Source organism: Vibrio sp. V15_P4S5T153 (assembly GCF_963874485.1).
Taxonomy (GTDB): Bacteria; Pseudomonadota; Gammaproteobacteria; order Enterobacterales; family Vibrionaceae; genus Vibrio; species Vibrio anguillarum.
In genome coordinates this window covers 735,476-757,981 of the sequence record NZ_CAWNHR010000017.1, presented here as the reverse complement: position 1 = coordinate 757,981, position 22,506 = coordinate 735,476, and the positions used below count along the sequence as shown (strand labels likewise).

General features: G+C 38.4%; 34 protein-coding genes and 1 pseudogene. 17 read left to right on the top strand and 18 right to left on the bottom strand.

What is annotated here, in order from left to right:
• Positions 1–141: 141 nt before the first annotated feature.
• From AACT42_RS14520 to AACT42_RS14475, 10 genes are all read left to right on the top strand, one after another.
• Entirely contained in the window at positions 142–300 is a 159-nt protein-coding gene (locus AACT42_RS14520; protein WP_176432232.1) for a hypothetical protein, read from the top strand.
• 83 nt (positions 301–383) lie between these two features.
• Complete coding sequence (locus tag AACT42_RS14515) at positions 384–905, top strand: hypothetical protein (RefSeq protein ID WP_094131971.1); 522 nt, start codon at positions 384–386, stop codon at positions 903–905.
• Positions 906–930: 25 nt separating this feature from the next.
• Positions 931–1,527 (top strand): hypothetical protein, encoded by a 597-nt coding sequence (locus AACT42_RS14510; protein WP_094131972.1) that lies wholly within the window; start codon positions 931–933, stop codon positions 1,525–1,527.
• A gap of 29 nt (positions 1,528–1,556) precedes the next feature.
• Entirely contained in the window at positions 1,557–1,784 is a 228-nt protein-coding gene (locus tag AACT42_RS14505) for a hypothetical protein (protein WP_094131973.1), read from the top strand.
• A 277-nt stretch (positions 1,785–2,061) separates the two neighbouring features.
• Positions 2,062–2,745, top strand: coding sequence for a hypothetical protein (locus tag AACT42_RS14500; RefSeq protein WP_094131974.1), 684 nt, complete (start codon positions 2,062–2,064; stop codon positions 2,743–2,745).
• Between the two features lie 385 nt (positions 2,746–3,130).
• On the top strand, positions 3,131–3,946 hold the full coding sequence (locus AACT42_RS14495; protein WP_094131975.1) for a hypothetical protein: 816 nt from the start codon (positions 3,131–3,133) through the stop codon (positions 3,944–3,946).
• 304 nt (positions 3,947–4,250) lie between these two features.
• Positions 4,251–5,015 (top strand): hypothetical protein, encoded by a 765-nt coding sequence (locus AACT42_RS14490; protein ID WP_094131809.1) that lies wholly within the window; start codon positions 4,251–4,253, stop codon positions 5,013–5,015.
• A 144-nt stretch (positions 5,016–5,159) separates the two neighbouring features.
• On the top strand, positions 5,160–5,492 hold the full coding sequence (locus AACT42_RS14485; RefSeq protein WP_021485883.1) for a hypothetical protein: 333 nt from the start codon (positions 5,160–5,162) through the stop codon (positions 5,490–5,492).
• Between the two features lie 150 nt (positions 5,493–5,642).
• Positions 5,643–5,876 (top strand): acyl carrier protein, encoded by a 234-nt coding sequence (locus tag AACT42_RS14480; protein ID WP_094131808.1) that lies wholly within the window; start codon positions 5,643–5,645, stop codon positions 5,874–5,876.
• A gap of 81 nt (positions 5,877–5,957) precedes the next feature.
• The gene (locus AACT42_RS14475; protein WP_094131807.1) at positions 5,958–6,203 is read left to right on the top strand and encodes a hypothetical protein; all 246 of its coding nucleotides are present in this window, start codon (positions 5,958–5,960) and stop codon (positions 6,201–6,203) included.
• Positions 6,204–6,216: 13 nt separating this feature from the next.
• Here AACT42_RS14475 and AACT42_RS14470 read toward each other — a convergent pair whose 3' ends face one another.
• Together AACT42_RS14470 and AACT42_RS14465 are read right to left on the bottom strand one after the other, a co-directional pair.
• Complete coding sequence (locus AACT42_RS14470) at positions 6,217–6,939, bottom strand: radical SAM protein (RefSeq protein WP_094131806.1); 723 nt, start codon at positions 6,937–6,939, stop codon at positions 6,217–6,219.
• A 122-nt stretch (positions 6,940–7,061) separates the two neighbouring features.
• A complete protein-coding gene (locus tag AACT42_RS14465) occupies positions 7,062–7,316 on the bottom strand; it encodes a hypothetical protein (RefSeq protein WP_094131805.1) in 255 nt (84 codons plus the stop codon).
• Between the two features lie 103 nt (positions 7,317–7,419).
• Here AACT42_RS14465 and AACT42_RS14460 point away from each other — a divergent pair, with 103 nt between their 5' ends.
• Entirely contained in the window at positions 7,420–8,013 is a 594-nt protein-coding gene (locus AACT42_RS14460; protein ID WP_094131804.1) for a hypothetical protein, read from the top strand.
• Positions 8,014–8,265: 252 nt separating this feature from the next.
• Here the strand turns inward: AACT42_RS14460 and AACT42_RS14455 are convergent, their stop codons facing one another.
• On the bottom strand, positions 8,266–8,679 hold the full coding sequence (locus AACT42_RS14455; protein ID WP_094131803.1) for a hypothetical protein: 414 nt from the start codon (positions 8,677–8,679) through the stop codon (positions 8,266–8,268).
• Between the two features lie 279 nt (positions 8,680–8,958).
• Between AACT42_RS14455 and AACT42_RS14450 the strand changes: the two genes are divergently transcribed.
• Both AACT42_RS14450 and AACT42_RS14445 read left to right on the top strand, forming a co-directional pair.
• Positions 8,959–9,264 (top strand): hypothetical protein, encoded by a 306-nt coding sequence (locus tag AACT42_RS14450; RefSeq protein ID WP_094182915.1) that lies wholly within the window; start codon positions 8,959–8,961, stop codon positions 9,262–9,264.
• A gap of 5 nt (positions 9,265–9,269) precedes the next feature.
• Positions 9,270–9,542 (top strand): hypothetical protein, encoded by a 273-nt coding sequence (locus tag AACT42_RS14445; protein ID WP_038128480.1) that lies wholly within the window; start codon positions 9,270–9,272, stop codon positions 9,540–9,542.
• Positions 9,543–9,592: 50 nt separating this feature from the next.
• Here AACT42_RS14445 and AACT42_RS14440 read toward each other — a convergent pair whose 3' ends face one another.
• The gene (locus tag AACT42_RS14440; protein ID WP_094182914.1) at positions 9,593–10,807 is read right to left on the bottom strand and encodes an RNA-guided endonuclease InsQ/TnpB family protein; all 1,215 of its coding nucleotides are present in this window, start codon (positions 10,805–10,807) and stop codon (positions 9,593–9,595) included.
• A 97-nt stretch (positions 10,808–10,904) separates the two neighbouring features.
• Between AACT42_RS14440 and AACT42_RS14435 the strand changes: the two are divergent.
• Positions 10,905–11,087: pseudogene (locus AACT42_RS14435) on the top strand (transposase); the annotation flags it as partial.
• A 180-nt stretch (positions 11,088–11,267) separates the two neighbouring features.
• Here the strand turns inward: AACT42_RS14435 and AACT42_RS14430 are convergent.
• The 11 genes from AACT42_RS14430 to AACT42_RS14380 all read right to left on the bottom strand — a co-directional run bounded on the left by AACT42_RS14430 (position 11,268) and on the right by AACT42_RS14380 (position 18,309).
• A complete protein-coding gene (locus tag AACT42_RS14430) occupies positions 11,268–11,717 on the bottom strand; it encodes a hypothetical protein (protein WP_094182912.1) in 450 nt (149 codons plus the stop codon).
• A gap of 36 nt (positions 11,718–11,753) precedes the next feature.
• Positions 11,754–12,011, bottom strand: a complete 258-nt coding sequence (locus tag AACT42_RS14425; RefSeq protein WP_094182911.1) for a hypothetical protein — start codon at positions 12,009–12,011, stop codon at positions 11,754–11,756.
• A gap of 173 nt (positions 12,012–12,184) precedes the next feature.
• Positions 12,185–12,790 (bottom strand): hypothetical protein, encoded by a 606-nt coding sequence (locus AACT42_RS14420; RefSeq protein ID WP_094182910.1) that lies wholly within the window; start codon positions 12,788–12,790, stop codon positions 12,185–12,187.
• A gap of 80 nt (positions 12,791–12,870) precedes the next feature.
• Entirely contained in the window at positions 12,871–13,302 is a 432-nt protein-coding gene (locus AACT42_RS14415) for a hypothetical protein (protein ID WP_141194982.1), read from the bottom strand.
• Positions 13,303–13,398: 96 nt separating this feature from the next.
• Positions 13,399–13,644 carry a hypothetical protein gene (locus tag AACT42_RS14410; protein WP_094182908.1) on the bottom strand — a complete coding sequence of 82 codons (246 nt, stop codon included), beginning with the start codon at positions 13,642–13,644 and terminating at the stop codon, positions 13,399–13,401.
• Between the two features lie 18 nt (positions 13,645–13,662).
• Positions 13,663–13,785, bottom strand: coding sequence for a hypothetical protein (locus AACT42_RS14405; protein WP_254918653.1), 123 nt, complete (start codon positions 13,783–13,785; stop codon positions 13,663–13,665).
• 420 nt (positions 13,786–14,205) lie between these two features.
• Positions 14,206–15,762, bottom strand: a complete 1,557-nt coding sequence (locus AACT42_RS14400) for a methyl-accepting chemotaxis protein (RefSeq protein WP_094133397.1) — start codon at positions 15,760–15,762, stop codon at positions 14,206–14,208.
• Positions 15,763–15,883: 121 nt separating this feature from the next.
• Positions 15,884–16,213, bottom strand: coding sequence for a hypothetical protein (locus AACT42_RS14395; protein ID WP_094133398.1), 330 nt, complete (start codon positions 16,211–16,213; stop codon positions 15,884–15,886).
• A gap of 95 nt (positions 16,214–16,308) precedes the next feature.
• On the bottom strand, positions 16,309–16,536 hold the full coding sequence (locus AACT42_RS14390; RefSeq protein ID WP_094133399.1) for a hypothetical protein: 228 nt from the start codon (positions 16,534–16,536) through the stop codon (positions 16,309–16,311).
• A gap of 50 nt (positions 16,537–16,586) precedes the next feature.
• Entirely contained in the window at positions 16,587–16,910 is a 324-nt protein-coding gene (locus tag AACT42_RS14385) for a hypothetical protein (protein WP_053318619.1), read from the bottom strand.
• Positions 16,911–17,310: 400 nt separating this feature from the next.
• Positions 17,311–18,309: a hypothetical protein gene (locus AACT42_RS14380; RefSeq protein WP_141194981.1), complete on the bottom strand. Its 999-nt coding sequence runs from the start codon at positions 18,307–18,309 to the stop codon at positions 17,311–17,313.
• Between the two features lie 276 nt (positions 18,310–18,585).
• Between AACT42_RS14380 and AACT42_RS14375 the strand changes: the two genes are divergently transcribed.
• Positions 18,586–19,152 (top strand): hypothetical protein, encoded by a 567-nt coding sequence (locus AACT42_RS14375; RefSeq protein ID WP_094182906.1) that lies wholly within the window; start codon positions 18,586–18,588, stop codon positions 19,150–19,152.
• Positions 19,153–19,211: 59 nt separating this feature from the next.
• Positions 19,212–20,063: a hypothetical protein gene (locus tag AACT42_RS14370; protein ID WP_094132960.1), complete on the top strand. Its 852-nt coding sequence runs from the start codon at positions 19,212–19,214 to the stop codon at positions 20,061–20,063.
• A gap of 73 nt (positions 20,064–20,136) precedes the next feature.
• Here the strand turns inward: AACT42_RS14370 and AACT42_RS14365 are convergent, their stop codons facing one another.
• The 3 genes from AACT42_RS14365 to AACT42_RS14355 all read right to left on the bottom strand — a co-directional run bounded on the left by AACT42_RS14365 (position 20,137) and on the right by AACT42_RS14355 (position 21,532).
• Entirely contained in the window at positions 20,137–20,562 is a 426-nt protein-coding gene (locus AACT42_RS14365; RefSeq protein ID WP_141193206.1) for a hypothetical protein, read from the bottom strand.
• 23 nt (positions 20,563–20,585) lie between these two features.
• A complete protein-coding gene (locus AACT42_RS14360) occupies positions 20,586–21,167 on the bottom strand; it encodes a nucleoside triphosphate pyrophosphohydrolase family protein (RefSeq protein WP_053318614.1) in 582 nt (193 codons plus the stop codon).
• 161 nt (positions 21,168–21,328) lie between these two features.
• Positions 21,329–21,532, bottom strand: coding sequence for a hypothetical protein (locus tag AACT42_RS14355; protein WP_094132964.1), 204 nt, complete (start codon positions 21,530–21,532; stop codon positions 21,329–21,331).
• Between the two features lie 126 nt (positions 21,533–21,658).
• On the opposite strand from AACT42_RS14355, the gene AACT42_RS14350 reads away from it, so the two are divergent.
• Entirely contained in the window at positions 21,659–22,417 is a 759-nt protein-coding gene (locus AACT42_RS14350) for a hypothetical protein (RefSeq protein WP_094132966.1), read from the top strand.
• The last annotated feature ends 89 nt before the right edge of the window (positions 22,418–22,506 follow it).

Sequence of the window (22,506 nt, the reverse complement as noted above, 5' to 3'; positions counted from 1 at the left end):
CTGGTGATTGTTAAGCTCGCCAGCAATATAGCTTTATATTACATTGTTTTTTAATAATTAAAATACTGACCTTGAAAATTATTTATGCATAATTTAACTCAAGCATGAAAAAGAAGATGACAACAAAATAGGGGTCAATTCATGAAATTCTTTGTTATTGATAGCGCAGGTCGTTTCTTATCAAGAAATCAACGTTTTGATACTTATCATCATAATGCCGCTTTCGACTTTAAATCGTTCGATGAAGCTGAGAACTTTGTTAAGATCCAAGTGGTTTATTGCGAAGTGTCTACGCTGTAGCTCGCATAACGGGACAATTAACCCTTAATTGACCTCAACACTTATATATCTGTAATTATAAATATAATTTTTTCGGAGGCTCTATGGCTAACATTAAGTTCGAAAAATCAGGCAGTAAAGCTAACAGAATGTACGTTCCAGCACTAACTAAAGTTGTAAACCTGGTCGTTGGAAAGTTACTTCCTGAAAATGAAAAGCTTACGTTAACCATTGGATTGAAAAAGCTTCCTAAAAATCAAAACGCGGTTTTGAAGGTTAAAAATGGTAACACCAAAAATTTTGCCATTCATCTTAACAAAGAATCAAGCTTCACTATCTGGGTCATCTACCTTTGCCATGAATTAGTTCATGCTAAGCAGGTTTATACAGGTCAATTGTCTTTTGGAACCAATAACGATCAATTTATTTGGAATAACGGTTCTGAAAGAGTAGAGCTAAGCGTTGCGTCTTCAATTCAACGTGAATCTGACTTTGATTTATATAAAGATCAACCTTGGGAACGGGAAGCTTATTCTCTACAGGATGAGCTATATAATTTTTGTAAAAAAGAGCTTGCCAGTGAAAAGCTTGATTTGGGCGCTGACTTCCTGATCCCTCTATTTTAATTTAACACATAAAAGAGCACACACCATGACAACCACAGTATTTACGCTTACTCAAGCATATGCATCAGAGCAAAACGGCAATATCCCTCACATTCCGCCAGTGCGTGTATTCTCAACCGAATCTGGCGCATACGATTATCTAGTTGTATTTGCTAAGAATCGCATTCTGGATGCATTTAAAGACTGTTTACGAGACACTTTAGAAGGTGAAGGTTACGACATTGAAGACCTGAATACCGATGAAGGACTAATCGAACAATTCGTTCATTTCATTGACCATAAGAGCAATGTTGATATCGTTAACTTGCTGGTTGAATTCGAAGGCGGTGATTTTAACTTCGACATTAGTGAGCACCCAACTCAAAGCCTAGTTGAAATGCTTGAAAATGCTGATTTGGTTGAGATTAACGGTATCAAATTCCCATCGTTTACAATCGATCTTAATGACGAAGAATGCGCGATTTCTTGTGAAACCATTCTGCCAAACCATACGGTTAAAGAGTTCAATATTGGCTATACAGCCTTGACTGATGCTATTTGGAACTCATCAACAAAATATTGGTTTGTTACTGACGGTCATGAATCCTATCATGTTCGAACATTCAATTTAGTTCAGCAATAAGTCACGCCGATCCTACAGGAGATTTGTCAATGCCGAATGCCGTAGAAAGTCACCATGACTTGTATCTAAAAGGTAAGCATCACAATGGTTATCAACCTATGGAAGATGTTTTTCCTGATAACCTCCATTCATGGGAGGTGTACGGATCATTAACTAATAGGATGGAAGCCCACCCTGAAATCCCTCGCGAAAAGTGGCTAGAATTTGACTTTTCTGATGATAATGAACCCATCGAAGATCCTCAGTTTATCGATTAACTGGTCATTGAACTTTTTATTAAGCCCCGTTATGGGGCTTTTTAGTGTTTAATCTTATTTTTTAATAATTAAATAGTTGACCGACTCCTTTATTTGTGTATAATGGAAACATAAGCAAGAGGATCACACCATGAAACCTTCAATTGAAAACAAATTTTACTTAGATTACATCTCACTGCCATTTATTTGTAATGGAAGGTCGTCACCGCATAGTAGCCTTTTGGTTGTATGGTCTGACTAAAATACCAGTATGTTATGTTAAGTGTGAGGTTACTGAATGAAAGTAAGAGATATTTTAAATTTAATTGAGGCGGTAGAGATTAGTATTGATTTACCTGTTACACAAGTTGTAGAGCAGCTATATCATGTAGGTACGTTAGATATTAATTCGCGTAGAAATAACTCACATGAAGGGCGAGGTTTAAGTATTTCCACTGAGCCTGATGCTTGGGTAAAAATAAACAGAGGTTTGACTACAGGCAACTTATACAATCTGTCTAAGTCTGGACATAAATTTATTGATATGCTGGAAATTAACAAAGAGCATTATGAACAGATTTTTAAGTGGGGAATTGAAAAAGGCTATATATCACAAGATTTTGTTTACATAATTAATTACTATGACGATGAACTTGATGATAATGTATTTATCGAGATTACTGATAGTGATGAGTTGTCGGCTGAGCTTGAAATGATGGATATGATTTATGATGAAGCGATTGAAAATGGTACGCTAGAAGTTAATGATAATAGTTACACTATCACTGATAAGTTTAAGGCTGCTACTGGTTCCGAGCATAAAGATTTGATTGTTTCATTGTACTGTCAAGAAGAGAATATTCCTGTTGATGGATTGTATTGGGATGAAGAACTATCAATTAGCAAGTATAGTGCGCCACGTGGTGTGATTTTTGATAATAGAGTAAGTTCATGGGATATTACTAAAGTGACCATAATTTAATTGACGCAAGCCTCGCCCGATCAGGGCGGGTAGTGTCAGTAGCAACTTTGTTAAATTGTACGACGAAACTATCTCTTTTATCCACTCAGAACTAGCGGATTTAATGAACGGCGAAACGCTTCCTAGCAGCGTGTACGATGCTGTAAGCAAACTAATGGGATGGAAGCCCACCCTGAAATCCCTCGCGAAAAGTGGCTAGAATTTGACTTTTCTGATGATAATGAACCCATCGAAGATCCTCAGTTTATCGATTAACTGGTCATTGAACTTTTTATTAAGCCCCGTTATCGGGATTTTTAGTGTTTAATCTTATTTTTTAATAATTAAATAATTGACCTGTCCTTCTATTTGTGTATAATGGAAACATAAACAAAAGGAGCACACCGTGAAACCTTCAATTGAAAACAAATTTTACTTAGACTACATCTCACTGCCATTTACTGTGCCTGCATCTAAGCTATCACTACCATTTGGAAATTTCACAAGTGATGTAGTTGTTCCCGTTGCGGTAAATAAAAAGTTTGTCATTCTTGATGGCAATACTGCTATCGAACTTCCAGATTACACACCTGTCCAGCAGTTATTTGAAACTATTCGAACAACTGAGCGCGGATATTGGTTTAGTGTTCCTGGTGTGTTTTATGTAGAAGTTTACACAACGGACGAAGGTATTGTTTGTGACATCTGGAACAAAAACCAGACCGTTGTTACTGACTCATCCTACATTTACTTTAGCGAACTGATCGAAGTTAATGAATACTTTGTAATCAATGAAGGCGACAAGCTAAAGTTAAGCGAAACTTTTGTAAATCTTTCTGAAATGGAAGGGTTTAATTTCGCTTCTCAATTTCACACTATTGCTAGCATTGCAAACGTCGATATCGATGTGGAAAATGATGGCGTTCAAGCATTACTAGTCGATCAAAGCACAAATGAACGCTTTATTGGCATGGATAAAATTAAAGCACACATCGAGAAAAAGGGTGTGTCAATGCTTGAAGTAATTGAAGCCAGTCGTAGCGAAAAGGCTGAACTGCCTCAAAACCTTCTTTTTGACCCTGTACTAAACTTCACTTTGACCACTAACGATCAGGATTATGACACAGTATTCCACCGACTCTACCAAGAAGAACTAGTGATCGAACCTAACGCATTACTATCTGAAGCATATGCGGTTCTAGCAAGCGAGCTGTTCGTTTAAGACCATTAAAGCCCCTGACACCCGAAATAGAGGTTTTTCTTACACGTAAGGCACTTAGATTAAGTGCCTTATTATTTGGTGCAAAGGATCATCCCACCATGTTCAACCTTTCAACCAATAAATAGACGATTTAAAGACCGTTTATATTAAAGACTGCAAGCAGTCAAAACCAATTGCTTCCTTCTATTTATCTTTTTATTTGTTTAAATAATTTGTTGACCGACAATCCTTACTATGTATAATTAATGAATATCTTAGGGATTCCTAAGTAATTAAAAATAAAGATTCACCAAGGAACATACCAATGAAATTTAAGACTTACGCGCTAATCGCAACAATCGCAGCTACAGCATCAATGGTAAGCACCACTGCTAACGCTAAATTCCGTTCAAGCCCGATGAGAATCAGCGCACCTGCTTTTAAGCCTGCTCCACCAGCGCCTAAGCCTGTAAAAATTACGCCAGTGAAGCAAGTCAAACCTGGAAAAACAGTTACGAGCACATCAGGCTCTAGTGCTACTAAAAATGCAGTGTACGGAGCAACTGGTCTAGCGAGTGGTCTAATGTTAGGCAATGCGTTGGCATCAAGCCGCATTGAACAGATTGAGCAAGAACAATTGATGGAATCTAATTCAGCTACAAAATCGGCGCAAGCGACTATGCCGTACACCACAGAGACAGATGTGGTTACATACCCGAAGCTGACACTTGCAGATCTTGCAGAAATTGAGTACAAAATGACCCGTTATAAGGTCACAGGTCAACGCTTTACAGATCTTGAAAATCCAACTCTACTGGATAAGATTGCGTTTATTAACATTATTCTTTCTGACACGACTGATAACCTTATTGATCAATACACCGATTTGACTAAAGGCTCAGATTTTTCGGAAGACACAATTGAAAAAGAAAAGTCAAACCTAAGAATGCTTGCAGCACAAGCGTTTATCAATAGCGTTACAGAGTCCTACTCTTATCAGATTGCGGCTGACAACGCCGTGAAGCGTCAACAAGAACTGCTTGATGGCGCTATGCAGTATGAAAAAGCCAAAGACAGCGCAAGCCAATAAGCGGTAAAAGGAAACATCAAGCCCTTCATTCGTGAAGGGCTTTTTTATTTCCATCTTCATTTTTAATAATTAAACATATTGACTCTCTGATCTATGCGTGTATAATTAAAAACATCAAGATAACTTGTAATTAAGGACGCCACCATGACTAGCAACTTTGTTAAACTGCACGACGAAACTATCTCTGTTATCCACCCAGAACTAGCGGCTGTAATGAACGGCGAAACGCTTCCTAGCAGCGTGTACGATGCTGTAAGCAACATCAATGAATACGTCCTGGTTGATACAGTAAACCAAAAATCGTTTATTGATAACAAAGAGCACATGCCTCAAGTGGTATCAGTGGCATTACACAGAATTCGCACCTCAACTCCTGCGAAGTTCATGCTAAAGCTTATTGAGCTTTATCATCTTGACCAATGTTTTGAGCTAGATGAAACGATCAAAGAGCTTCAAACTGAAATTGAGGCCGCATAGGGAATGAAATAAATGGTCGTCTTAGTTAAGGCGACCATTTATTCTTCAAATGATATCTGACCAGCTATTTTTTACTTGCTTAACGTGGATTTATTCAATATTATTTCTCTCGTACATTATTTAATTGAATAAAAAATAAAGGATTAAGAAATGGCTAATTTAAAAGAACGTGCTATCAAGATTGTTGTTGAGCAACTTGGTGTTGACGAAAGCGAAGTTACTGAAACAGCACATATCAATGACGATCTAGGCGCAGATTCTTTAGACCAGGTGGAACTCATCATGGCTCTTGAAGAAGAGTTTGACGTAGAAATCCCTGATGAAGATGCTGAGAAGCTAGTGACAATTGGCTCTCTACTGAGCTACTTCGAAGGCAAAGTCTAATAATAATCCTGCGATTATTAGAGAAAAGGAGCGTTAGCTCCTTTTTTCGATCATAACAACGTATTAAATTGAGAGTTCAAAATGAAGTATCACCAACCGACCAAAAGCTTCGTCATCAGCCCTGAATCTATCGAGCAAGTTGCAGATGCTCTTATGCACTCTTTAAAGTGTGTCAGATTGGCTGGTGGCAAGCCGCTAACGCCATATGAGGTTCTTGGTATGGATGACATCGACCATGCACAGGCAGGCATTGTAGAAGTCGCTTCAGCGCTTAATATCGATTTGGGTCATAAGCGCTATAACAAAATCGACCTATCGAAAGTTTAATAGAGATCTTAAATCAAGCTACGCTAGATAGGGCAATCAAGTCTTTCTTCCAAGATTTAACAATCTGCCCATTTGTATGCGCTTTGTAAGATTGATCTGCGCCAGGGTTGAGAATAATATCGTGGCGCTTAATCACGCATCCCCGATATTCCATACCTTCAATTTCATTGAATAAAACCATCTTTTTAACAGGTAGCGAGTCAAGATAAGGCACTGACTGCATTTTCTCTGTCCAATCGTTACAAACTGTCAGAGTTGAAAATTTTAAGTGAGCATACTCGCGGTACTTATCAATGAAAGAATCAAGTTTCTCTCTGGTGTTGAGTTGCTTACGATGGATGATTGCATGAATAGTCAAATCAGAAACAAAATCACACTGCTTAGGCAACTCTCTTTGCGAGTAGAACGAGATATTGAAGCAGTCAACAATACCATCAAGGGCTTTAACAACATCGTGCTTTGTGTAATTCGTGGTAAGGATAACCCTAAATCCGTATGATTTAGTCAACTTTGCAATCTCTACAATCTGCGGGTGCAATGTAGGCTCACCACCAATCAGCAAAATGTCTTTAACATTCTTCTTTTTGGCAAACTTAAGAGCTTTTTCGACATGCTCAAGGGATACAAAAACATCTTCGTTGCGATATTCGTCAATGCAGAATGCACATTTCATGTTACAAGCATGAGTAACAATGATGTTTAGGTAATCAGCTACGGATTGTTTAACGTCGAACATATCTTTATTCACTTTTATATTTTATTTCACTCATTATACAAAAGTTGGATATTAAGTCAATTTAATAATTAAATTAATAAGCCCCTGAATAAAATAGGGAAGCTCACGCCTCCCCATTGCAATTACCAGCCTCGAATCCGCTTTCTTGCTTTCTTTCCACCTTTTCCAGAGCTTTGTAGCGCAAGCTGCTCAAAGTACGAGGATGGACGATACGAGCCTTTGTAGTAGGCTTTCACTGCCAATGTAACGAACGTCTGCTTACCATAATCAATATGTCCAATCGTACCTACATTAACATGCGGTTTACGCGTCATATGCTTAGCACCAGAAATAGGGGCTGAAATACCTGCTGAATGTCCAATTAAACCTACTCGCACAGAAAAGACCTCACATTGAAGATTGCATACGAAGTATGCTGTTATTAATTAATTTATTCAACGAATTGCTCATGGTATGATTTAAAAAAAATAGGATCACAACATGCTTAAACTCATACCAATTCTTAGTATTAGCGCACTATTATCAGGGTGCATTTACTATCATGGACCTAATTATCGCAGTTTAGATTACAGCAAGCCCGATGCCACACTTTCATGGGATAGCTTCAGAACAAATGAGCACCCTCAAAGATACAAGCTTCACCTAAGCCGACTGTACGACATTCGTAATGACCGAAAAGTCAGAAACACAAGGCTTGACGATTTCAGTATCACCCTAGAAGCCCACAATCCCCGAGACGGGGAAAATGGAATTCCTGATTTTGATCCCAATCGCACTTATCAGTGGCGAGAGGACAAGAATTTCAAAATCGAAGGTCATCACAAGTTTGACCCTGAAACATGCACCCTTACATTAGAAAACAAATGGAAGGATTTCTCAATAAGGCTTCAAGGTCGAATGCTTGATGCAAAGTATAATCGCTACCTTGATTACCCGATGGAGTTTAAGGTAATTGAGACGACTGATAACCAATTCAAAGATGCAAAGTTCTACGGCGACACAAGCGAATACACATGCGCTGTGTTATCGAGTATGGATGCTACTACTTTTGAAAGGCAACCGCCTTTGTGGTGATTTCCTTAAAGCCTTCAATGATTCTGATTTGGATTGTTTTGAGGGCTTTACCCTTTGAGTGATGTACTCAAAGGTTTCGAAATCCCTGTTCTTAGCTGCTTTAACTGCCAGCTTAATCTCGTCCTGGCTTAAAAACCGACTCAGAACGATGGATAATGAACGCTCAAATCCAAATCTTGTATTGCATAAGCGACCAATCATTTCGGATTTATCGTTCAGTTGTTGTTCAGTCAATCTAGGCATAATTAACCACTAAACCCTTTCCAAGTCATCTGAATGCATTCCAAAAAGTGTGAATGTTTTTACAAGATCCGTAAGCTGAATAAATGCGCTCAGGTCTGTTTGAAGCGAACGGTCTTTCGATAACATGTTTAAGTATTTTTCGTTTAGCCGCTCATCTTCTGCTTCGGTTAACGGAACAAAAGATACTGCGTAAAGGGGAGTGCCATCACAATCACGAATATGCTGAACGACATAAAATGGCAGTCCTGCTTTTACTGCATTTTGAATAACTTCACTTTCACGCGATAACCATGAATCTGACTCACAAGAGACAACTTTTACCTGAGACATGATCGGAAACTCATGTTTTAGTGAAAAGTTGTTTTCTTTGATTGTTTTACCGTTAGATTCGACAATGTCACCGATAAAAACTGCATCTGTCATCTTTTATACCCTTAGTAAAATTAGTAGTTTTAAGCGGTTCCGATTGGCGTTTATACCCATTAAGCGATTCGACTAGCTCACTGATTTTATTAGAGCTATCTTTTTCAACCTTAGCCAAGTACATATAAATACATCCATAATTTAACATGTTTTCAATTATACATTATGGAATATCTAAGTCAAGATATTTAATTATTAAAAAATAAGCCTTCTTGGATTGACTTTTGGCTTGATAAATATATAATTAATACACTAACTAAGAACAAGTAAAGGTTTAAGATGAACACTACAGATACTAAAGCAAAAATTCTTTGGATCGAACTAATCAAGTGCGGTCATGGATATTCTTTACCACGCGATGACAATGACGAACCATATGCTTTTGAAAGTCACGCGGAAGCTCTTGAAAATCATCTTGAAGACAAAAAGCATCATGAAGAACAAGTTAAAACGGGTGAGCGAGATAGTGATGATGTTTACGAGTGGGAACTAACACCTGTACACATCAAAGGCGACATGATGGAAATTCTCGATCCTGATAACGAATTTAGCGTAATCACCTGTTTTAATTGGAAATTGAGCTAAGAAACATGAAAAAAGTAATGATTGAAACAAAGCATTTTGCTCACATTTCAATCATCACTTCGGATATGAAGCATTATGACGAAGCCAAAGATGAAATCGAAGGCTTCGTCAAAACAATCTTAGCTAAATATCCTGATGTGATGGAAGATCCTGAATTCCGATGTAATTGCTTAACCGAAGTAGGGTTAATCAGTGAAAACCTAGAACAAATTCAAAGTGCGGCAAACGAAATTGCTACATGGGCTGACGAGAACCCACTAACGAAATTTGTCGGATGAACAACTCCCACTAAACGCTGCGCGTTTTGAAGGAGTTTCAAAAAGAAAGCCTAAACTACCTTTTTAGGCTGGTTCCCAGCCTGAATACCTAACGCCCAGTTTAAATTAACTTGCGCACTAGCAACATCGCGGGGCATTTTGCAGCCACAGTCGCATGAGTGCCAGCGTTCAGCTAAGGCTTTTTTCTTCCTAGCTCCGCAGTTTGGGCATGTTTGACTTGGCTTAACTTGCTTTGTTGGTACTTCAACAAATTCGCTACTAGCTTCTTCCGCTTTGTATCGCAGCAAATTAAGAGTCATGGCTGGCGCAGTGTTTAGGATTTCCCGATTCAAGCCAGCCTTCTGTTTTACGTTCTTCCCATGCTTCTCGGCAGTGCCTTTGGCGCTACGGGTCATGTTCTTAATGGCGAGTTTTTCAGTGGCGATCAATGCCGCTACTTCCACTAATTTCGCTGTTTCTTTATGAGTAAAATCAAGCCTTTGACGGGCGATTTTTTGGTGCAGTTTAGCAATTCTGTGTTTCAGATTGCGATGGGTTCGTGTCCCTTTCTTTGCTAACGCAAGGTCGCGTTGCAAAGCCGCTAATAACTCTTTGCTGTTTCTGAGATAGCGCGGGTTTTCAACTTGTTTAAAATGACCATCTTGATCGATAGTCGAAAAGTAATGAGACACGCCCCAATCTAAACCAATGGCCTTAGTGCCACACTGCCTTTCAATTGAATCATATTCCATTGAAACTGAGATAAACCACTCGTCATTCTTGCGAATAATTTCAGCGGTTTTCGGCTTACCACCATCATTCCTGGCTTTGCCTCGTATCTTAACAATGCCAACATCAGCCAGATAAACAGCGCCATGCTTTTTCTCTTTTAGATGAAGTTTCCAACCGTCACCATGCGCTTTGTATCCCCAACCTTTAAAGCGTTGAAACGGTTTAAAGCGTGGGAATCCAGCTTTCTTATCACCTTTCTTTAGTCGCCTAAAGAACCCATCAAAAGCCAGTGCGACACGCTTTAAAGTAACTTGTTCACTTTGAGCATTCGCGTTAAATATGCCATGTACTTTGCGAGTATTGCGCCAAAGAGTATTGATTTTGCACTGCTCTGAAAAGCTAAGGCCGTGATCAGAATTGCGGTATGTTTCGATGCGATCACGTAAAGCCCAGTTGTACAACTGGTGATGATGCACAAACAAATTCATCAGCGATTTTTCTTGAGAAACTGATGGTTTCAGTTTGTATGTAACTTTACGGATTGCTTTTTTCATACAGTTGATTATATTTGGTTATTATTAAAAAACAATCCCTAAACACGCTATATCACAGCGTTTATAATATTCACTACCATTTGGTTATTGTGACTAAGTAATGGTGAACAGCTTGAAAACTGCTACTTCAAGACTTGTGAGGAAGGAGTTTTCTGAGCACTTGGGTAAGTTTTACTGGAAACCAGTTTTTTACAGCAGGAGCTATTGTCTGGTTAGTTGTGGAGGTGCGCCACTTGAAATCGTGAAGCAATATTTAGAACACCAGGAAGGCTTTGATTAAAGCCACCACTTCGTGGTGGTGCGCCTTTCACCACCACCTAAATTAACTCGCTTAGGCTCATTAGATTTAGATAGAGCACTTGGCGCTTTTGGGTAGAACTCATAAAATTAAAGGCTGATTGAAATCAGCCTTTTTTATTGTGCAAATAAAATAAGGGGCAAATATATCGCCCCTATCAAATCAGTAATTCACTTCTTCTTTGTCAGTATCAAAGATTTTAACGGCATAGAACTTACTTAAATTATCCGCCTTAATCTTTTTCGCTAAATCATAGTAGCTTTCTCCGCCTAAGAAAGTGCCTCTTCGCTCGGCAACCTCTTCTTCGTTTTCGTAGCCCATTACCATGAATCGCTCATCTTCGCTGATTAGGCTGTACACTTCACAATCGCGGTATTCATGATTTGTGTGAACCACTTTACGGCATTTTTTGATAACGCTTAATGCTTCCTGATCCAGTACTAACGAATCTCCCTGAAACTGAACTTTCATCGGGATTTCTTTAATCAGTTGGACACAGTATCCATTATCCAGAAAACGGTCACGCTTAGTGATTGCGTGTACATTCTTATTTGAGCCTAGCGTGATTTCGGTCAGGGTAGGGTATTTTGAAGGTAAAATGTATTTGCTCATGATGCTTATCTCTCTATGGTGGCGTTAGGTGAGGTCTTATTTGATTAAGCCCTTTGAAGTTAGAAATTCAATCTGGTCTTCCTTGTTATTGAAGATCCAAGCTACGTGCTTTCCATCAACAAACACATCGTAATCACCATGAAGTCGAGATGGTTTTACTGTAGCACCCTGTGCTTCAAAAAACACTTTCGTTGCTTTACCGTCATTTGTCCATGTGTTGTTTCTTGCTACTGAAAACGCCATCTTTACCTCACTCAAACCAAGCTGTTTCCTTGTTTTATTATTATACATCATTAAGATTCACAGTCAATAATTTAATAATTAAAAAGTTAAGTTTGATTTCGATAACACTTATTCGCGCATAAAAGTGCGTGGTAACAACACTTTTTCGCGCATAAAAGTGTTCACCATCTAATAAAAAGCCCTACAGCAGCGCTAGTAGGGCATTAAATTGATTATCAGTGAGACTATATTCTCTGTTTATACCAAACATGGTCAGCATATTTTATGTACGAACCGCATTTTCCACTTAGATTGCAGGCAAAATTCCTGATGTATTTTCCATCCTTAGATTGCGCATTTTTCACTCTAATGTACTCATCATTCTCACCGATATGCCTACCTGAAACTAAGTACTCCGTACCGTCGATAGTAATCAACTGACGAGGATTTCTTCCCTTTGAAGCATCTTTGACATCACTAATCTTTACAAGCACCCCAACGCCATTTTCTTTTGTCGGTTCAAGTGAATCAGTTACGATTAAAAGCCCGAGAGGGATAACAATCCACGAATAAAAAAGCAAAATACCGAATTGAAGACCCTCTTCGTTTATCATATTTCTCGGTTTTGCTTTTTCATCCCGAACGAAAAATAGATCCCCTAGACCAATAAAATCTGAGAATATAAACACAAAGACAATCAGTACATGGATAAAAGCCGTATCAAAGGCTAAATAAACAACGCTGTCATTACCTAAAGCCCATTGCCCACCTAGATATAGTGAGTATAAAAAAGATGCATAAAATGCTATGTATGAAGGGCATCTTAATAATTTTTTAACTATATTTATCATTTATCAATCCTGTTATTTTTACAAATGATAAATAATAATCAACACATATTCAAATTAAAAAGAGGGCTTTAGCCCTCCTATTAAAAAATCATTAGTTTTGTATCATTAATTTCTAGATTCATTTCCATTAATGAAAAACACAGAGTCATATTCATTCTATCTGAGGCGATTTCAGCAAACTCTAAATCATGAATATTTTCCTCAAAAGCGTTTACTTGAAGATTGATTCGACCAAATCTTTCATGTAATGCTGCATAGTTGTTTTTATTGCTATCAAACGCACCATTTAGCATGGAGCGAATACCCAATCCAAGCAGTTTGCTCGCTTCCATATCTGCATATTCTGGCAACACAAATGAGCATACAAGGTTCACTGATAATTTTGGAAGGTTAGCATCGCTTTTCTTTTTGTTCTTGTTGAAGGCGCTGCAACCTTCTGAAATTTGCAAATGAACTTCTGCAAAAGAAATAGGCTTTCCTGTTTCACAATCATGCAAAAACAGCATAAACACTTTCTGATCTACAGGGGTGTTACCAGAAATTGCTTGCGACCAATCATATTCAACACACGGCAGTTCTTTGCCTAGCTTTTTTGCTTGTTCTTTTAATTAACTCATCGCAATATCAGCAGCTTGACTAAAAGCGGGGGCTACAGTTACTTTATAGACACCCGTTTCACCATGACTAAAATCAGCATTCACAGTATCTACGGTATCTTCGAATTTAATGAGCTTTACCAGATCAACAGATTCGGAATCTAACAGTCGAAAAGGCGTTAACGCTACAGAGTCTTCAACCAACTCACCTTTATTGAATTGAAACGCCTTGCTGTATACGCCGTTAGTCATTTCCATTAGCGCACAGTTCTGTTTTTAACTTACCAGCGTGTCGTCAGAATTTTGCTCAAGTGATTTCTTAGCTGATTCGAAATCGGAAAAAACAGTCTCTCCAGAAACTGAACCGATTAATTGGTATTGGCGCGTGATGTAGTTCATTTTGTAACTCATTAATTTATTATGGATTTTTCCAGTTCTTGTTTCTCATTATATCCATATTGACTTGTGAGTCAACTTTTTTAATTATTAAATTTATTGTATTTATAATGGTAATTTCTTCAGGATTTAAATTGTTTACTGCTATGTGATCATTGTCACGATAGAGCTTTTTTTGCTTTATTTTATTATCTCAATCAACCATTGACAGATGCAATGATAAAGACTTATTATACCTCTGATTTATTAAGAGGAATAAAAAATGGAACAAGGTTTTTTTGAAAAGCTTGAGCAGTCGCTAGAGGAAGCAGTATCGATTTCTCGCGGTGAAATGGAGCCTTCACGAGTATCTGTTGTTGAATCGGATATTGAAGAATAATCCAGATTTAAAAAAGTAAGGGCTTTTAACAAGCCCTTACTTTTTTATCGGTCAGAAAAGCTGTCTATGACAGATTCAAGTTCTACCGCTTTTGCCTGAACATTGTTAATCTTGGCATTTGTTTGCGTCATCAACTCAAACGATTCGGAACATTGTTCATTGATCATTTGAATGTTCTGGTTTATTTCTTTGGTTACAACTGACTGTTCTTCAATTGCGACAGCCATTTGCTCCCCAGCCTCAAGAACATCGCTAATCAAATTGCCGATTTGAGCTATCTTCTCAGATGTAGAGGTAATCCTTTCAACGCAATTATCAGAATGGGACTTGCCATTACTTAAGCTCATCACCAGATTACTTATATTCGATTGTAGGGCATCAACAACAGTCTGAATCTCAGCAGTCGATAACTGTGTTCGCTCCGCGAGCACTTTAACTTCACTTGCAACTACCGCAAATCCTCGACCTGCTTCACCAGCTCTAGCCGCTTCAATGGCAGCATTAAGCGCAAGTAGGTTGGTTTGATCGGCTACACTATGAATCACATCGACAACTGTACCAATTTGAGCGCTTTGCTGACTTAGTGTCTCAAGCATTCCAGCAATTTCATTTAACTCATTCGACAGATTCACAATTGCATTGGTAGAGTCTTCAACTGATTTGTGACCAGATTCCATTGCCGTTTTTGCCTCACTATTTGAGAGTGAAGTTTTTTGAGCACTACTTGAAATTTCTACGGAGGAAGCCTGCATTTGACTCATCGCTGTAGCCACTTGCTCTATCTCGCCCCTTTGGTCATTCAGGTTCTTTGTAACTGCATCCCCATACTTACTCAAATCACCCATGCTAGAAACGGTGTCCTTACAGTTCTCCATTACAGTAACGCTCATTCGACCCAGAATAGATTCTGTATGAGAGCTTTGCATTTTCATTGCTAGCTCTATTTCTGAAAAGTCAGAAACATCGCCTGTATATATGTATTCCATCAATGGATTATTAAACACCTCTTTAGAGCGCTTACACAGCTTCTCAAGAGGTCTCGTAAGAATATAGGCTGATAGGACACATAAACCGAAAAAGCCAAGCAGAGCGGCTTCTGGACTCATTAATGTGAGTAACTGATATGCTGCAAGCAAATTGATAGCAAAAACCATTAAGCAGCGTTGCCAAAGTCTAGTCTTAGGGAGTTTAAGCTTTAATGGTTTACTGTTATTCCTGATTTTCTTGTAGGCTTTCTCAGCGCGATCAACATACTCACGCTTTGGACTCAATCGAACAGATTGATACTCAACAACCTTGCCGTTCTTCATTATAGGGGAGGTGAACGCGTCTACCCAGTAATATCCGCCATCACGCTTTTTGTTTTTCACCATTCCCATCCAATGGCGACCTGATTGAATGTGAGTCCATAAGTCCTTAAACGCTGCTTTTGGCATGTCTGGATGCCTAATCACATTATGAGGCTGACCTAGCAATTCTCCCTCATCATAACCAGCAACTTCGTTGAAGTGAGGGCTTGAGTATTTTATTATGCTGCTAGGGTCGGTTATCGACACTATTTTGTAGTCACTTGGGTAGGTAAATTCTAGTTCGCTTGCCAACTTCTTTCTCCAATAATTTCATTATTTAAACGATATTTTTCGCTTTTAAATAAACTAAATCACCCAAAAGAGTTACCTTAAGGGTGATTGTTGAGCTGTATTTTTAATATTGAAATAAAGGTTAAGAATGATCAATTCGCCAAGATGGGGCGCTTCCATTAATCTTATCCGTTACATAAGCCCAGATAGTCTCATTACCCTTGCAATGACCACCAGGGATTTTAGATGAAACGGTAACTTGAGCATCATTAAACACTTTAATCATTTCATTAAATTGTTCTGTACTGTAACCTTTTTGTAGCATTTTTTCCTTGATCTTCGCCACATACTCAGCTTTAGGCTCGGCATGTTCATTACTAATCAACAAATAGTCGTGCAGAAGAGGGAAGTCATTAAGCGGGATTTGCTTGGTTACAAATCGTTTAACATTGAATGGGGTCAGGGTTTTCATCAGCAATATTCCTTTTTAAAGTTCAGCATAAATGCTGAACAATCTTCGTCTTTCAGTGTCGATGGGTATGGAAAGTACAGTTTTGGCTTTGCGTTTCAGTTTGGCACTTCTACCAACAAAGTGACTTTTCTAGAGTCCAGATTACCGTCGAACATCTTTGAATGATTAGGGAAATTCGCTTTAGCGTAAGCGCTTGATGTAATACCCACAGGCTTGATCGCCACTACCTTACCTGACTTTTTAGTAACGGCACCGCGAGCTTTGGAAGTCCAAGACACTTTCTGATCCACCTTGAAGTCTTTTGCTTTTCTTTTTGTTTTCATTTGAAAATCCTTCTACTTAGGGCGGGTTTTCCGCCCTAATATGTAATTGGTTATACTGACAAAATTCCTGACTTAGACCATTTTGCACCCATATCTAGAAGTTTTTCAACCTTTTCTAGGAAAGTCGGGCTGTTTTGTTTTGACCATGTATTGTATTCAAGCTTATCACGGAATGAAGCGATTTGAGCTAAGAGAGCTTTCATCACTTCTTTTTGAACATGCTCACCAGGCTCTTTGTATTTAGCCTCGTGCGCCATAAACTGTTTAAAGGTTAGAGTTGTTACAAAACCCTCTTCATCTTCAACGCCAAATTGGTATTTAGCTTTGCGTTCACCCATACGTTTCTTTTGCGTTTCAGTGTAGATAGTTTTCATGGCGAGTTCCTTTATTGATTTACTTTATGTTTTTAATTATACATCAATGCAAGTTAAGGTCAATGTTTTTAATTATTAAAATTCGCGCATTTTTAAATTATTAAATCTTGACCTTTGGTGTTATAAATGCATAGTTGAATCAAATGTTAGCCATTTAATGCTAACCTGATAAAAGGGATACACCATGCAAGATCAGAACATTGAGAAGTCCGATCTTACAACTCAAAAAATGTATGAGCTTTTTTCGGTAAAAAGTGTAAAAACTGGATTTTTAAACGACCCGACAACCGCACAGTGCAGTGTCTACTACAAAGGTAAGATTCTGGCATCATTTTACGATCCAGGTTGCGGTGGCGGTGTCTCAGAAGTTAACTTTAATACGGATAAAGCAGAGCAGGAATTAATAGAGTTGACTCCAGTCGTTCCATTCATTTCTCTGCTTTTCTTCATCATCATAACCATTCTCTGGAGACCAGTATTTTAGGTTTGCTTCGCGACGTTCATCAATGTGTTTGTTGATGATGCTGTTAACGGCATAAATCTCTTTCATGCTAGCCACACGGCGCACATTTGGATAAAAAGACTTACCGATCTCTCGGTATAGACGACAAATCAAAGACCAATGCAAAAGCCCTTCATTGAATTGCGCAGATTGCACCTGACACTCGATCATGGTTCGAACTGGGTAAATGAGCTTGTAAATTAAGTAAGAGTCGTCATTAAACAGCTCTAGTGTGTCGCGACCTAATTTACTTTCCCCGATCTTAAAATGAATCATTTCCTTGTCCTCAACCTCCGTGTTTAAGAGATTTTGGATTTTTTCTGTTACTCTAATTTTTGTCTCTTTGTAGACATCTTCGATAATGTTGTCGTAAATGCTCTTCTTGATAAGGTGGTAGCCAAATCGGTTTACATCTGAACCATCAATCTCAAGTAAAGCTCTCGCATTAATCAATTCCAATAGCTCAGAGTTGCTTGAGATAGAAGAAATACGCAAAAGATTGCTTTCGTCTGAAGCTTTCTCGATGATAGAAGCATCTGAATCAAACTCAAAACCTTCTGCTTCGTCGTATTCTTTACGCTTGAAGATGTAAAACTTGTCACCGAAGTAATAACGGGCTTCGTTAACCTTCTTTCGATTCTCATCGTTGTTCATCAGGTTTTTATTGATTTCCGTTCTGAAGACTGTGCAATTTTCTTCAGACTCAGGATTTAGTTTAACCATCCCAAAATCATCATACTTGCCGAATAAAGGTAAGTGAGCAAGAGTGCAAGATGAGTTAGAGCCGTATACCAATTGGCTTGGTTCACGGATGTGTTGATACTTAACTGGAAGAATAACTACCTCTTCATCTTCCACTATTTCCAATGATGATAGATGACATGTTTGTGTGCTCATGAGTATACGCTCTCTAAATTATGAATTTGTTCACTAGGTTGCCAACACTAATCCATACGCTTCTTTTGGGTTTCAGTGTAGATAGTTTTCATGGCGAGTTCCTTTATTAATTTACTTTATGTTTTTAATTATACATTAACTAACGCTCAGGTCAATGGTTTTAATTATTGAAAAACACGCTTTTTTAAATTATTTAATATTGACCTTTTGTGTTATAAGTGTATAATTGAATAAAATGTTAGCCATTTAATGCTAACCTGATAAAAGGGATACACCATGCAAGATCAGAACATTGAGAAGTCCGCTCTTACAACTCAAAAAATGTATGAGCTTTTTTCAGTAAAAAGTGTAAAAACTGGATTTTTAAACGACCCGACAACCGCACAGTGCAGTGTCTACTACAAAGGTAAGATTCTGGCATCATTTTACGAGCCAGGTTGCGGTGGCGGTGTAGCAGAAGTAAACTTTAAGACGGATAAAGCAGAGCAAGAATTCAACAGTTTCTGCAATGAATATGATGCTCAGAGCTTCTTTAACCGTGAAGACATGAACAACCACGATGTGTTCATTTACATTGTTAATGACCTGATTAATAAGGCGAACGAACGTAAGAACCTTATTAAGATCGAGAAGCGCTGCAAGAAATCGATTGTTTACGGAACCCATTTACGCTTCCATGAGGTAAGCTTTACAGGGATTAAAGACCTTGCTGAAATGCTGGAGTATGAAGATGGTCTTAAATCATTGCAGGAAGTCTACGATCAAGCAAAAGCGAAGTTAGGCGAGGGCGAGAAGATTTATAACCCTATCGAGCAGCTAACGAAATTAGGTATTAAGCCTTAATCCTTATACTGACTCCTTGCTTGGAGTCAGTATTTTTTTCACCCAATATGGAAAGAGTTATGGTTAAGCATCAGCAAACTGAAAAACTTCTAGGGCTATGTGAGCGCATCTTTAAAGAAACCAAGCAACCTCACTGGCTTATCTATTCGACATTTCGTCCAGAACTCATTGACCCTTTAGGTGAGTCCCTTGAAGCCGAAATTCTTAATACGATGGATGCGGTCAAAGCGTACCTGAATATGCGCTTGGAGCGTTATGACCCTGAACACGGAATCTTTGTCGATATTGCTTGCCAGCATACTGGAAGTCGAGAAACTGAAGGCATTGAATGGGTTCATGTTGGATTTGAACATGATTCAACTGACTTGGTTATCCAAAGAGAAGGACACCTTACAGATGACAAGTACCGTATCAGCGATTACACGCCCGAGAAGTTCCATGAGGTCGTTGCACTATTGTCTAATGATTGCTTTCCGTACAAAGAGAACTTCTCTTCCTGGCATGAGGGCGGCTTTCATTACAAACCAACAGACATCATCTTAAGTCTCTTTTCTAATCCAGAAGAAGTAGAGCCAAAGTTCTTAGCCTTTTTGTTACACATGCTAGAATTTTGTGAGAGTAATCAGCCTATTGATGCGAAACATAATGGCGAATACAACTTATGGAGCCGCGCTATCATTCGTGAAACTTTGAATGTACTGACAAAAAATGGATTTAAAACTGGTGATAAGTCGTCTATCGATGGCAATCCACTCTTGACTGCCGTTTGGAATATCCAAGACATTTCGGCTGAAATACTAATGAGAGAAGCAGAAAGGCGAAACAAAACAGGTCATATTGCTCACCCTAATGATCTTAACAATGAATTTCTTGGTCAGTTGCGGCTAATTTACAACCATCTTGTCAGTTAACCGCGCTTAAAAGATAAGGGGTTCGATCAGAACCCCTTAATGTAACCTTGAATGAGTGTTGTTTGTGAGCTTCTTAGCTTTCTTGAAGGTGAGTGTTTAAAAGCTTAATTAGCTCCCTGATGATTGAAAGTGAATTCGACTGAATATAAATCGAGACTTGCAACGGCTCATTGTCACCGACACCTGATTTTACAATAAAATCAACACTTTCTTCTCTTGAGTATTTGGCTTCAAACATCCACTTCATGATGTTTTTGCAGTCCACTTCTTTTGGCCTTATGTCCAAATTTAACTCAAAACCAACGCAATGTATCAATGATTGCATTTGTATTCTTAAGTTTTTATTTCCAGCCAAAAGACTGTGTCTGTGAGTACTTCCAGAAATGTATCCATCTAGAGTTTTTTGAAACGCTACTCTTTTTCCAAAACAACTAAGACTATTCGCAAAATGTGACAAACACGTATAATGCTCAGTCAGTTTGCTAATATTCTTCTTCACAGGTGAACCTATCAATGAAAGAGTTATTTGCTATCAAGAACGAATGTTAGATCCGCAGGCTTGTAGTAAATAGATTTCATTACCTTACCTTTTTTCAGTGGCGATCCCTTGTAGTCGTCACAGTCTTCTGCACACTTGATGATGAATAGACCGTCTTTCTCTTCGGCTTCCACCTTCACGCCTTGTTCTGCATAGTAGCGTTCGTTTTCAAGGTACTCTTCCATGCTCTTTGCAGCTTTTGACATGTTAGATGCGTGTACTTCATCCCATAGACGCACAAAATCAAGCTGATAGCTTTTCGCAACGTGCAGCAAGACTTCAACGCTGTATTCTACAGCTTCCGTCCACTTGCCAAGCTGAACAGCGCGACCAGTTAGCACATAAACTTGATCAGTTACACTATCACTGATTTCAACAAGGTCTTTTGCCTCAGCCAACTCTTTCAACTCTTCAACGTGAAGTGAGGTATGCAGAGAATCATGATCCTTTTGAAGCTCATCTTTGATTTCAATAGGCAGACCGTTCATGTTACGAAATTCTTTGATGTCCGCGTAAAGTTTATCTTTAAGCTCTTGAGTTAAAAGTGTTAGACGTGGTTTAGTCATTATCTTTATTTCCGTTTTGTTTATTTAATTTACCCATTATAAAATAGGGTGTTGAATAAAACAACCTATCACATTACTGGCTTGCGTAAACTGTTACATCGCCAGGAATCTTTTCAAAATCTCGCTTGGGTTTTGAGCCGTCTTTAGGTCGGTTAGGGGAGCTAATTAGGCTCTCTATCGTACACCGTAGTGTGCTCTACCTCGGTTGTAATCCACTCGATCAATTCTTCTAGAGTCTTCACCTGCTCACTACTTAAGGATTTGGTAATCGAATCCATTTTTTTCTGTGCTTCGTCCACATCCTTCTTAGGTGTATCCCAAAAAGCTAGCGATTTCATACTGATTTGTTGATTGCATTCTGGCATGTATTAAGACCTCTATTTACATGTTTTTCATTATCTTTACGATTTTACTTAAATTATTGAGTTTACTCAATACCATGATAGAATCAATCAATCAATCAATATTAATCAATAAAAAGCGAAACGGAAATGAATATAACAAAATCAAACTTCTTTGGCGCAATAATATCCTCGATCATATCTGCGATTGTAGTCTCATCTACGTTTGCAGCAGTTATTGCCTACAAAGGCAAGACCGTCCTAAAACCTGAAAGTTTTGAATCAGCAATAAAAAACGAACCACCACTAGAAATCGATCCTCAATTTCACTTGGTCTCATCTGAACCAAATCAGATTACCAAAGCTCGAATGCTGTTCACTGGCATCGATCACTCACAGCAGAGTTATAGCTTTGATGAAAAGATTGAATTGAAGTCTCAGTGCGACTCTATACAGGTTCGACGCGCTCAACTGGATGGAACTTACTCACTTGAACAATACCCGATTGACGTTATTTGCAAATTTAATGATAATTACGTCACGGTTACAGTTCTTAATAAAAGCGCAATACATTCTGGTAATGGATCAGCAGGATATTACGCAAATAATGAATCAATCATTGAGCAAGACAAGTTTTTTGATTATGCAATGACGCTTGACTCATTAAACGTGAATCGATGCGGTGATAATAAATATTGTGTTGATGCATATTTTCCTGGTGATAGCGGAATTCTGACCTCAGTTACGCCAGAAGAATTTATTCAAGAATCAAAATCTTTCTTGATGAAAGCAGACAATATTATTATCAACCGCGCCCAAAAAATTAAAGAAGAAAATCGTATCAGAGATGCATGGGAAGATATCCGCATTAAAGGCGAAATAAGCAAAGAAGAAAGTGGAAATGAATAACCCCGACCAACCATCAAAGAAAACCCAAGTTGTAATTGGTGCAATGATTGTTTTAATGCTTCTCTCAGCATTTGCACCTGTCTTGCAAA

Coding starts and splice junctions, on each gene's coding strand:
- AACT42_RS14520 (WP_176432232.1), top strand. CDS start 142: ATGAAATTCTTTGTTATTGATAGCGCAGGTCGTTTCTTATCAAGAAAT.
- AACT42_RS14515 (WP_094131971.1), top strand. CDS start 384: ATGGCTAACATTAAGTTCGAAAAATCAGGCAGTAAAGCTAACAGAATG.
- AACT42_RS14510 (WP_094131972.1), top strand. CDS start 931: ATGACAACCACAGTATTTACGCTTACTCAAGCATATGCATCAGAGCAA.
- AACT42_RS14505 (WP_094131973.1), top strand. CDS start 1,557: ATGCCGAATGCCGTAGAAAGTCACCATGACTTGTATCTAAAAGGTAAG.
- AACT42_RS14500 (WP_094131974.1), top strand. CDS start 2,062: ATGAAAGTAAGAGATATTTTAAATTTAATTGAGGCGGTAGAGATTAGT.
- AACT42_RS14490 (WP_094131809.1), top strand. CDS start 4,251: ATGAAATTTAAGACTTACGCGCTAATCGCAACAATCGCAGCTACAGCA.
- AACT42_RS14485 (WP_021485883.1), top strand. CDS start 5,160: ATGACTAGCAACTTTGTTAAACTGCACGACGAAACTATCTCTGTTATC.
- AACT42_RS14480 (WP_094131808.1), top strand. CDS start 5,643: ATGGCTAATTTAAAAGAACGTGCTATCAAGATTGTTGTTGAGCAACTT.
- AACT42_RS14475 (WP_094131807.1), top strand. CDS start 5,958: ATGAAGTATCACCAACCGACCAAAAGCTTCGTCATCAGCCCTGAATCT.
- AACT42_RS14470 (WP_094131806.1), bottom strand. CDS start 6,939: ATGTTCGACGTTAAACAATCCGTAGCTGATTACCTAAACATCATTGTT.
- AACT42_RS14460 (WP_094131804.1), top strand. CDS start 7,420: ATGCTTAAACTCATACCAATTCTTAGTATTAGCGCACTATTATCAGGG.
- AACT42_RS14455 (WP_094131803.1), bottom strand. CDS start 8,679: ATGACAGATGCAGTTTTTATCGGTGACATTGTCGAATCTAACGGTAAA.
- AACT42_RS14450 (WP_094182915.1), top strand. CDS start 8,959: ATGAACACTACAGATACTAAAGCAAAAATTCTTTGGATCGAACTAATC.
- AACT42_RS14445 (WP_038128480.1), top strand. CDS start 9,270: ATGAAAAAAGTAATGATTGAAACAAAGCATTTTGCTCACATTTCAATC.
- AACT42_RS14440 (WP_094182914.1), bottom strand. CDS start 10,807: ATGAAAAAAGCAATCCGTAAAGTTACATACAAACTGAAACCATCAGTT.
- AACT42_RS14430 (WP_094182912.1), bottom strand. CDS start 11,717: ATGAGCAAATACATTTTACCTTCAAAATACCCTACCCTGACCGAAATC.
- AACT42_RS14425 (WP_094182911.1), bottom strand. CDS start 12,011: ATGATGTATAATAATAAAACAAGGAAACAGCTTGGTTTGAGTGAGGTA.
- AACT42_RS14420 (WP_094182910.1), bottom strand. CDS start 12,790: ATGATAAATATAGTTAAAAAATTATTAAGATGCCCTTCATACATAGCA.
- AACT42_RS14410 (WP_094182908.1), bottom strand. CDS start 13,644: ATGGAAATGACTAACGGCGTATACAGCAAGGCGTTTCAATTCAATAAA.
- AACT42_RS14405 (WP_254918653.1), bottom strand. CDS start 13,785: ATGAACTACATCACGCGCCAATACCAATTAATCGGTTCAGTTTCTGGA.
- AACT42_RS14395 (WP_094133398.1), bottom strand. CDS start 16,213: ATGAAAACCCTGACCCCATTCAATGTTAAACGATTTGTAACCAAGCAA.
- AACT42_RS14390 (WP_094133399.1), bottom strand. CDS start 16,536: ATGAAAACAAAAAGAAAAGCAAAAGACTTCAAGGTGGATCAGAAAGTG.
- AACT42_RS14385 (WP_053318619.1), bottom strand. CDS start 16,910: ATGAAAACTATCTACACTGAAACGCAAAAGAAACGTATGGGTGAACGC.
- AACT42_RS14380 (WP_141194981.1), bottom strand. CDS start 18,309: ATGAGCACACAAACATGTCATCTATCATCATTGGAAATAGTGGAAGAT.
- AACT42_RS14375 (WP_094182906.1), top strand. CDS start 18,586: ATGCAAGATCAGAACATTGAGAAGTCCGCTCTTACAACTCAAAAAATG.
- AACT42_RS14370 (WP_094132960.1), top strand. CDS start 19,212: ATGGTTAAGCATCAGCAAACTGAAAAACTTCTAGGGCTATGTGAGCGC.
- AACT42_RS14360 (WP_053318614.1), bottom strand. CDS start 21,167: ATGACTAAACCACGTCTAACACTTTTAACTCAAGAGCTTAAAGATAAA.
- AACT42_RS14355 (WP_094132964.1), bottom strand. CDS start 21,532: ATGCCAGAATGCAATCAACAAATCAGTATGAAATCGCTAGCTTTTTGG.
- AACT42_RS14350 (WP_094132966.1), top strand. CDS start 21,659: ATGAATATAACAAAATCAAACTTCTTTGGCGCAATAATATCCTCGATC.